Consider the following 9340-nt stretch of genomic DNA (forward strand, 5'->3'; position numbering starts at 1 on the left):
TTTATTGCAGCGTCTTGCGCATGTCGTTTACTTTTGCCCACACTTTTTTGTAGAACTGGTACATTTCCTCGCCGTTTACGTACTCGTCGCGGTCGTACTCCAGATCGTTTTTCACGCTCTGGAACGCCGTTGCGATTTCATCCAGCTTTTTCACGAGTTGCTCGGTATCCTCCGCCGAGACAAACGCGTCGCTGCGCTTGGCCGACTTGCGCTGAATCGCCGCCATGCTCTTGTGGTCGAGGGCGCGGAACTTTTCGTAGATGGCGAACTCTACGTGCTTGTTCACTTTCATCAGGTTGACGAACGGCTCCCACGCTTCTTCTTCCTCGTCCTTGTCGTAGACGTACAGGGCGCCGCGCTTGCAAATCGTGCCGGTGTACAGCGCCTCGATATAGCGGGTCAAAAGCTCCTCCTCGCCCTGGATGGCGTTGACGATTTGCTCCAGCTCCTGGATTTTCGCTTCGATCTCCGCGTATTTGCGCACCTCTTCTTCGAGCAAGCGAATGAGCTGCGGCGAGCGGATCAGATTTTCCTTCGCCAGCTCTTCGTTGATGCTGCCGAAAATGTCGCGAACGCTCTCCTGCGCAAGCCCATCCTTCATGAAGCCTCTAAGCTCTGCCAACGCCCGCTTGATTTCGCCGGGACTGAGCTTGGCGGTGTCGCTTTGGTACTTCTCCATAAATGCGTTGATCGAAAACGGCTTGGACACTACGCACTCGTAACGGTTGCTCGTCTTGCTGTCGTCGCCTTTTTCCCGAATGCAGCCGTAGCGCATGGCCTGCGCAAACAGCTCGCGAACCTTGGCGTTGTAAGCTTTGATCCGCTCGTTTTGGTACGTGTCGCCCCACGATTTTTCCGGGATTGGCGACGGGAGGTACGCCCAGTTGTTTTTCTCCGTCTGCACGAGGTGGCGGCCGATGCCTTCGCGGTCGAGAATCGTGCGCTCGTAGCTTTCCTCGTACACCTTCAGCGGCGTGTAGGCAAACAGCGGCACCCCGTTTTTCGTATTCAGCCAGAAAATGCGGTTTTTGACTTCGCTTTCCTTAACCGTGAAGCGCGAGCCGCTAATCGCCGTATTCTGATAGTTTTTGATTCCTTTCAAAATCGACGGTGCTTTCAGCGGAACAGACACGAAGCCCCACGACGGGAAGTGCATGTTGCCGAGATTGTTGCTCAGATGGAAGACCGGAATCGCCTCTTCGTCCAGCTTGCTGGCGATCTTGCGCTCCACGATGCGGTCGAGCGTCTCGTCCTGACCGTATTTGATGACGAGGAACTCTTCCATTGATTTGGTAATCAGCTCGCCGAACTTCTCCGAGAGAAATTCCGAGATCGAGCTGACGATATCCAGCTCCTGCTCCTTGACCCATTTGTCGGAGTGGCGCAAAAGCTCGCTCGTGAAGTCGCGGATCAGGTCGTCGGCGTCTTTTTGCTCCAGGATGTTTCCGACCACCTTGGCGATATCCGGCACGCTGACGATGTTCCAGTAGTACGTCTTGTTGCCTGTGCGGTCCATCTCTTCTCCGCCGTTAATCAGGATGTCGCCGTTTTGCTCGAAAATCTGGTTGAGCGCGTTCAAAACCTCCGTGAACACGTTGTAAATCCGGTTGTTTTCCGCATTCAGCAGGCGGTGCAGCTCTTCGTAAAACTCGATCATCTGCTCCAGCTTCTCCTGGTCGGCCAGGAGCTGGTACTCGTTGATTTTCGCCTCGATGTAGAGGTTTTTCTTTTTCTCCTTGGAAATGAACGCGCTGCGAGCATCGCCGAGCTTTTCGTTGGCGTTTTCCCTCGCGGCCTCGATCTCCCGCGGGTAGCTTTCCAGCGTGGCCTTCAAGCTTTCCACGTAGGAGAGGATCATTTTCATCAGGCAAAAGCCTTTGTCCGAATGAATCAGACGCGACGCGTAGAACGGCCCTTGCTGCGGGTGCAGGAAGACGCGGGTAATCATCTCCCCGAATACGCCGATCATTTCGCCTGGCGTCTGCTTCTTGCATTTGATGTACGCCTCACGCGCTTTGGCGAGGTAGCCTTGCTCCAGCTCGTGGTCGATGCTCACGACTTGTTGCGAAATCACGTTGCTGTAGCTGAGGCGCTCGCTGTTCTCGTAGCCTGGCAGCGGCTCCGGCACTCGCTCCTCGAATTTGCGGGAGACCGAGTCGATATCAATTCCCAGCTTGCGGGCGAACTTCTCCGCATCCTCCTGCGTCGGCGCTACGTGGAACATTTTCTCCATCTTTTTGAACAGGCGGTACGCCAGGTAGGTCGTCATTTCCTCGATGGGCAATACTGCCGAGGAAGCGCCGATCACGTTGTACTGGTAGTTGGCCGCGTACGCTTTCGGCATCTGGTTGATGTTCGTCCGGATGTTGCTAATGTAGTCGTGAATGGCGAACTCTTCGCCGGAGCGCTTTTCCTCGCTCGCCATGAAGTTGGTGATGTTCTCCGCCGTCACGTTCATGCAGTAGTCATAGGCGTTTTCCAGCGCCTTGCCTTCGAGGTTCGTCGCCGAGATCAGATGGCACAGGTTGAACGGCGGCATTGGCGATTGCACCGTCAGCACATTGCCGTACTGCTGGCGAAAGCGCTCCTGGCGCTCGTCGGCGTTCATCCAGTAATCAAGCTCCTTGAGCGCGGCGTAGCCGTTTTTCATGATGTAGTCGCGCGTGTGCGAGCTGAGGCTTTTGTTCGACAGGTTGACGTCCGGCGTAAACAGGTAGCCGAGCGTATTGACCTTGTCCACCCCGGCGCTGCCGAAGTCGCGCTCCAAAATTCCGCGCACGATGTAGGCGATGTCGAGGAAGCAGCCGCTGCCTGTCCCGCCGGACAAGCCGCTCAACAGGAAGACGGTCAGCTTTTTGTTCGTGCCCTCGCAGAGCATTTTGATCTTTTTCTCAATCGTCTGGACGACTTGCGTGATTTTGGTAAACAGCAGCAGCCGCCCTGCCTGGCGCACGCCGGATGCCCCGCTGATGCCGTCTGTAATCGTCAGCTCGGGCGAGAGCCATTCCGTTATGTACGGCTCCAGAATGCTGCGGTTTTGCAGCACGCCCCCGATTTCCGGATTGGACAACAGGACGAACTCGGTCACCGGATCGAGTCCGATGCCTTTGTACTTTTTGTTGCGGTCGTGCTCGTTCGTCTCAAACGCGATAAATTCAATATTGTCCGGCTTTTCCTTGCGTTTTTTCGACAGCGCATCGACTGGCAGCTTGAAGCGTCTGTTCACCTGATATTTGAGGCGCAAGAGCGCGTCGATGCCTGTCCCGCCCAGCCCGATGACGAGCATCGGGTTGTCGATGGTGTCTACACGAATCTTGTCGCTGACGATACCGCCGCCAAGCGATACGTCCAGTTGCTGAATATGTTCTCTCACTACTGCTTTCATACCGATCCACTCCTAGACGATGTAGTCTACATAAACGGACTTGTTGACATTCGTTAACGAAATTTTGATGCGATCGTTTTTCTTCAGTTCTTTGCCACGGCTGACATCCAGCACGCGTCCCGCCTTTTCGATCCGGCAGGTGGAGCGGTTCTCGATAATCAGCGTATCATTTCTTCCCGGCAAAAAGATGACTTTCTCCGTCTCCGCAAACTCCGGTGCGAGCTGCAGAAGCTGGTGCAGCTTCACTTTTCCTTTGAACGCGCTCAGTTTTTTGTACTGCGGATTGGATTTGTCGCCTGTGTCCTCGTCCACGATTTCGATCGCGATCTGTCCGATGAAGCCTTTGTTGGCCTTGCGCCAGAGCGCCAGCGCGTACAGCCCGGCTCCGATCAGGAGGGTAAGGAGCACCGCACCTCCTACTACGGTCAGCCACGGAAATGGTTTCGATTGTTCGCCAGGCGCGGTCGTTGTCGGCTGCTGCGGCTTCGTCGTTCCTGCGCCAGCCGTCTGCGATGCATCCACGACCAACGGCTTCGTCTCGCGGTAAAGGCTCGTATCCTCCGCCTTGATTTTCAGCTCGTAAGCATGGTCGGCGGGAATCGTGAAGCTGCCAGCAAATCCGCTGCCAGTGTTATTCAAAGCAACTTCGCTCGTTTTGTTGTCCGTCTTGTCCTCCACGATCAGCGTCGCCTTCATCTGCTTGTACAGGTCGGGGCTTGTGATCGGCTGGCCGTTGGACACGAGAGCGGCCTTGATCGGCACGACGTCCCCGGCTTTGAAGCTGGTTGCCTGGAGCGGCTCTGCCTCCAGTTGCAAGTCGTAGTTGAAGATCAGATTGATGTCGATTTTTTCCTTGGGAGCGCCTTTTACCTGAAGCTTCCAGTCGCCCTGCTGTGGCTTCACCAGCTTGACCATCGTGTACGCGCTCGATTTGCTCAGCCGCACCTGATCGGACGGAATCGCCACTGGCTTGCCCGCCGGGTCAAACAGCTTCACTTCCACCGCTTTTGGCGACATGATCGAAATATTCGCTTCCATGACGCTCGCGTTCGGGATGGAGATCGGAACTTCCTGGGCTTGGCCGTTCGCTGTAAAGCTTTTGACCGGGACGACCTTGAGCTTCAAATGATTGGCAAAAATTTCACTCAATATTTGCGGGAGCCTGTCCGCTGTGCTTGTTTCAAAAAACTTGCCGTTCGTCTCGGAGGCAATCTGCTGCAAAGTCGTGCGGTTGAGCTGGCCGTCCGCGTTCAGGCCGATCGTGTAGATCGGGTAGCCTTTGTCTTTTGCTTCCTTGACCGCTTTTTGCAGGTCCTGGTCAGACTGGGCCTGCGTCCTGCCAGACGCCTTGTTCAAATAGTTGTTGCCGTCAGCAAGCAGCACGATGATCGGCGCATTGGCCGGATCGCGCCCTGCGTCGAGAATTTTCACCGCTTCGGTCACCCCGACGGAAATATCGGTGTACGCCCCTTTTTGCAGGCTGTCGATAAACGCCTTGATATCGTTCTTGTCTTCCTCGGAATTGACCTGAATCAGCGCTTTTTCCCGCTCGATCTTGTCGGTGTACGAAATCACGCCGATCTTGTTCGCCTGAATCGAGGTCATGTCGACGAACATTTTCATCGCTTCATTGCTGACCTTGTTCTTGTCGCTCTGCGTCATCGAGTTGCTGACGTCCACGACGAGTACCGCATCCATGCTGTTTCCGGCGGTTTGCGCAAAGCCTGGGTGCGCACCGTAGATGACTGACACAAACAGAACCATGAGACACAATGCGTATCGATACCACAAGCCAAAACGTAACTTTTTCATGAGGACCCCTCTGCGTACAGAATTTAAGTACTATTGCAAACAAAGTAAGACTGTGACACTATACCACTAGATTAAAGAATAGTGAAAAAGTAGTAGATGATTGCGCTCCTACTCGTAATACGATACGACGTGATTCTTTGTTACAGATTTCGACACTTTTATGAGGGAGAATTTTTATGTTAACTTATTTCCTTCTCTTTGCCGCTTTTTTGCTGCTGGCAGTGCGTTTCTTCAAGCTGCTGCGACTGAAACGGCGCAACCTCTCCGCAGCCGAAATCGATCAGCATCTTCACCGTCTGTTAAATGAGAAGAGGAACCAGCCATGAGAAAACGAATCGGTGTTCAATTTCGAAAGAGTCGGAAAACGGCGCACGCTTTTGAACGGATCATGGCCTGCAAACGATGCCACACTTACCACGTCTTCTGGGATACGCACTGTGACGCGTGCGGCAGAGCCTACACCCCGGTTCGCGAAGTCTCCGCTGCCGTGACGCGCCGCTATGTGCAGACGCGCTTTTTGCTGCTCGGCCTGTTCATTTGCCTCGCGATCCTCTGTGCCGACACGCTGGTGCAGATAGCCGTTGCTTTTGGCGTGGGCTTGCTGCTCGTTTGCCTTTTTTTCGCGATGCAAAAAAAGTACGGTTCGTATGAGAGAGACGCCCAGTTGCTGACGTTTTTCACCCGCGAGGAAGAAGCGCTCAAAAAATCGCTGCTGCAGCATCTGGAACAGGTCGGAGCCGACGTCAAGGCCGGACAGATCAAGGAAGCCTACGAAAAAACGCGAGAAATCGGCTATTTTGTCGATTCTGATACGATCAAAATTCGCAAAATCATGTTTCTGAATCACTTCGTGCTGCGCAAGGACATGGAGCTTGAACTGGAAACGCTGATCCCCTCCACCTATGACAAAGACTTCATGGAATACGTGCGTGAAGTCGTCAAAGTGCAGCCGTCGCTGGTCAAAAAAGCCGTACTGGATTACGTCCGGCGCTACAAAAAGCAAATTTTGCTGCTGGAAAACGGGGAGCAACTGATTGGGCAAGTGGCTGGCGCGGCTTTGCGGATGAGGACGTATGTGGACGAGTATCAGGACCTGATTATCGAATTTATGGATTATTTGCCTCGCGAACGGCTGCTGCGGCTCGCCAAAATGCTCCAGACGCATCGAAGCGAAGGCTGGGAGCAACTATATCATTCTACCAAAAACAGGGTAGATACGCATTTCGCCTTTGATCCTGATTTTAAAGGCGTACTGTGAAGGAGCCGCCTTTGATGAAAATCTCATCCTATCAAAAATCGCTGTTTGTCCGAAATGTGGCGCTCATCGTGTTTTCCGTCGCGCTTGTCGCTGTTTGCGTCAAGCTTGTGCTCGGGTACAGACAGATGACCCTGTACGATCAGGCCAAAGCCTATTATGAAGCCAACAACCTGCTGCAAGCCGAGGAAAGCTTTGCCCGGGCCAGCGACATCGGCGCCATCTCCTACGGGGACGAGCAGTGGAGCGCGCTCATGTCGCAGTTGACCTCGATCCGTCTGGAAATGGAGGGGCTTCAGCAAAAAGCGCAAACCGCCATGCAGGCCAAACAGGACGCGGACGTTTTGGAGACGTATGAGACATACCAGGCCATGCGAAAGACATACGCGAACCAGCCTGGCGCAGCGGCTGCGTTTTTCCAGCAGTTGTCCGCTCATTTGCGCCTGGAAAAAGGCTGGTCCGACTATTACCAGCAGGCGATGCAGGCTGCCCGCGACCAGTCGCAGGCGAATCTGGACAAAGAAAGCTATCGCGACGAATCGTTCATTGATACGCTGCTCGCCATTCCCGCGGAGTACTACGGCGGCCAGCCCCAAAAGCAGGAAGCGCTGCTGGCGCTGTTTGAGCACTATGAAAAAACGAAGCTGCGCTCCTTGATAAACAACGCCTCTTTTGAGGAAGTGATTTTCAGGACGGCGAGCAGTCTGCGCCACTATGCCGAGCAGAGCTTTGCGGCAGACTGGCTGCTGACGCGGCTGGAAAAGTACGCGCAGGACGAACTGAAAGAAGCAATTCGCAAGCAGGACCTCGCCTCGTTCGTCAAAATGGCGGCCGCTTACCGGAAAATACAGGATGTGCTCCCGGATGATTCCCGTGCGCTCGATACGATCAGCGACCATCTGAAAGCTCGCTTGCGGGAGGCGGAGCAGTACGCCAAGTCGCGCCAATTTTCCAAAGCGATTGAGCTGTATCAGGAGCTGAGCCCACTGGAAGACACGGCGACGCTCGTAGCGGAAGTGGAGAATCGCTGGCTCGACTATGACCCAGGCCGTTTGCTTGCGGTCAAATACCCGGACAAAATTTTTACAGAAATCTTCTCCGGTACCGATCTATGGGGAGCCAAGCTGTATGCGTATGGCCTCGTGGAAGAGGATCAGCGTCTGTACGTTGCAGCCAAGCTGCAGGATGATTCGCTCGTCTATCTGGAGCACAGCTTTGACGGCCTTGACATAAAATCGGGCCGCGTCCATATCGCGGACGCTCTGGGCGGCGCCAAAGCGCCTGTCATGCTCGTGCAGGCGGCGGGCAAAGAGCGGGAGTTTTCCTACACAGGCCTGCTGCCTGACTTGTCGCAAAAGACGATGGAGCAGCGCTTTGCGATCGAAGCGGACGAATTTGCGGTAGAAGATGCCGAGCATGCCATCATTAAGAATGCGGTAGGAAAAGGCAAGCAGGAGTACGCCCGGTTCAAGCTCACTTCCGAAGGGCTGGCCTACGTCGAAAAGGTCGCCGACATGGCGCCTGACGCGGACGAAGCTGAAACGGATTCCTCCGGCACTGGCACTGGCGTTGACGCCCCGGCCGCTGAGGAGCCTGCCGCCGAGCCGCAAACCGTGCAGGTGTTTGCGGGGCCAGGCGAAGAGTATGACGTGATCGGCGAAGTGGTGGCAGACGAGTCTCTCGCCATCGGCGCAGAGCTGAACGGCTGGTCCCAGATTACACTGGACGGACAAGAGGGGTGGATACGCACTCCGCAAACCGCTCCGTAAGGCGTTCCATCAGCGCACTAAGCAACTTGTCGCTGCTTCGGCCATGGCAGTCGGGCAGTCGGCACGGATATGAGAAAAGCTCCTGTCACCGATTTTGTCGTCAGGGGCTTTTTTTCGTACTCGGATTGAATTACGGACTGTTTCGCAAACCATGTTGTTATTGACACAGATTTTGCAGTGTTGGCAAAATAAGAGCAGTTGTTTAAGCAAAAATAGGGGAACGCGCGCCCAGACAGGCATGGTGACCGTCCTGTCTTACGATGAATGGAGTGTGAAGAGAGATGTTTGGCATTGTTCATTACGAAGCGTTTGTACTGACAGCGATCATGCTTAACCTGATTCCCGGAACCGACACGATGTACATTATCAGCCGCAGCATTTCGCAGGGACGTCAAGCTGGCATCCTCTCTGTTCTCGGCATCCTGACAGGCTCGCTCATTCACACCGTGCTGGCTGCTTTCGGCCTGTCGCTCATCCTGGCCCAATCGGTCGTGCTTTTTAACATCGTCAAAATTCTCGGCGTCGCCTATCTCGTCTACCTGGGCGTGCGCATGTTCATGACCAAGGAAGCGCTGTCGTTCGACTCCACGGCCTCGCCTGGCCGGAAAGCGGGGAAGGTGTACGGGCAAGCGATTGTCACGAGCGTTACCAATCCGAAGGTCGCTTTGTTTTTCATCGCGTTTTTGCCGCAATTCGTCGACGCGACCCACACAGGTCCGCTGCCTTTTCTCCTGTTGGGCCTGACTTTCACGCTGACGGGCGGAATCTGGTTCAGCCTGGTCGCACTGTTCGCTTCGTTCGTCACGCAAAAGCTGCGCAACAATCCGCATTTTTCCTCTATCCTGAACAAATTGACCGGGATCGTCTTTATCGGGATGGGGTTGAACCTGCTGCGGGCCAAAGCTACTCCTTGACCACTGCGGTCATTGGCAAAATACATTTCGGACTTACACCGGGTAGGGCAAACTACCCGGTTTTTTTGCGTCTGTCCTCGTCCAAACGCCAGAAAAATTGGTATAATATTCAAAATGATACTTTTGGAAGCTCTTCACCATTAAACGTGCTTGATCTTCCTCTAGCGTAGTTTTTCACTTTTTTATATGGCTGGTTTACACTCCA

Annotated in this window: 6 protein-coding genes; 4 read left to right on the forward strand and 2 right to left on the reverse strand. The window is 54.3% G+C overall.

The window, feature by feature from the left end; genetic code table 11:
• Window position 1: 1 nt before the first annotated feature.
• The gene (locus tag AC3WQH_RS09870) at window positions 2-3385 is read right to left on the reverse strand and encodes a tubulin-like doman-containing protein (RefSeq protein WP_005830182.1); all 3384 of its coding nucleotides are present in this window, start codon (window positions 3383-3385) and stop codon (window positions 2-4) included.
• A gap of 12 nt (window positions 3386-3397) precedes the next feature.
• Entirely contained in the window at window positions 3398-5197 is a 1800-nt protein-coding gene (locus AC3WQH_RS09875; RefSeq protein WP_429779275.1) for a vWA domain-containing protein, read from the reverse strand.
• A gap of 176 nt (window positions 5198-5373) precedes the next feature.
• Here AC3WQH_RS09875 and AC3WQH_RS09880 point away from each other — a divergent pair, with 176 nt between their 5' ends.
• The 4 genes from AC3WQH_RS09880 to AC3WQH_RS09895 all read left to right on the forward strand — a co-directional run bounded on the left by AC3WQH_RS09880 (window position 5374) and on the right by AC3WQH_RS09895 (window position 9135).
• On the forward strand, window positions 5374-5523 hold the full coding sequence (locus tag AC3WQH_RS09880) for a hypothetical protein (RefSeq protein WP_007778284.1): 150 nt from the start codon (window positions 5374-5376) through the stop codon (window positions 5521-5523).
• Window positions 5520-6455, forward strand: coding sequence for a hypothetical protein (locus tag AC3WQH_RS09885; RefSeq protein WP_005831161.1), 936 nt, complete (start codon window positions 5520-5522; stop codon window positions 6453-6455). Before AC3WQH_RS09880 ends, AC3WQH_RS09885 begins: the two co-directional genes overlap by 4 nt.
• A gap of 14 nt (window positions 6456-6469) precedes the next feature.
• On the forward strand, window positions 6470-8221 hold the full coding sequence (locus AC3WQH_RS09890; RefSeq protein WP_492332007.1) for an SH3 domain-containing protein: 1752 nt from the start codon (window positions 6470-6472) through the stop codon (window positions 8219-8221).
• A gap of 281 nt (window positions 8222-8502) precedes the next feature.
• Complete coding sequence (locus AC3WQH_RS09895; protein WP_005831157.1) at window positions 8503-9135, forward strand: LysE family translocator; 633 nt, start codon at window positions 8503-8505, stop codon at window positions 9133-9135.
• The last annotated feature ends 205 nt before the right edge of the window (window positions 9136-9340 follow it).

This window comes from Brevibacillus sp. FW301-21C12A (genome assembly GCF_058788915.1).

Excerpts from the sequence above, each read along its gene's own strand:
- AC3WQH_RS09870 (WP_005830182.1), bottom strand. The coding sequence starts at position 3,385 with ATGAAAGCAGTAGTGAGAGAACATATTCAGCAACTGGACGTATCGCTT.
- AC3WQH_RS09875 (WP_429779275.1), bottom strand. The coding sequence starts at position 5,197 with ATGAAAAAGTTACGTTTTGGCTTGTGGTATCGATACGCATTGTGTCTC.
- AC3WQH_RS09880 (WP_007778284.1), top strand. The coding sequence starts at position 5,374 with ATGTTAACTTATTTCCTTCTCTTTGCCGCTTTTTTGCTGCTGGCAGTG.
- AC3WQH_RS09885 (WP_005831161.1), top strand. The coding sequence starts at position 5,520 with ATGAGAAAACGAATCGGTGTTCAATTTCGAAAGAGTCGGAAAACGGCG.
- AC3WQH_RS09890 (WP_492332007.1), top strand. The coding sequence starts at position 6,470 with ATGAAAATCTCATCCTATCAAAAATCGCTGTTTGTCCGAAATGTGGCG.
- AC3WQH_RS09895 (WP_005831157.1), top strand. The coding sequence starts at position 8,503 with ATGTTTGGCATTGTTCATTACGAAGCGTTTGTACTGACAGCGATCATG.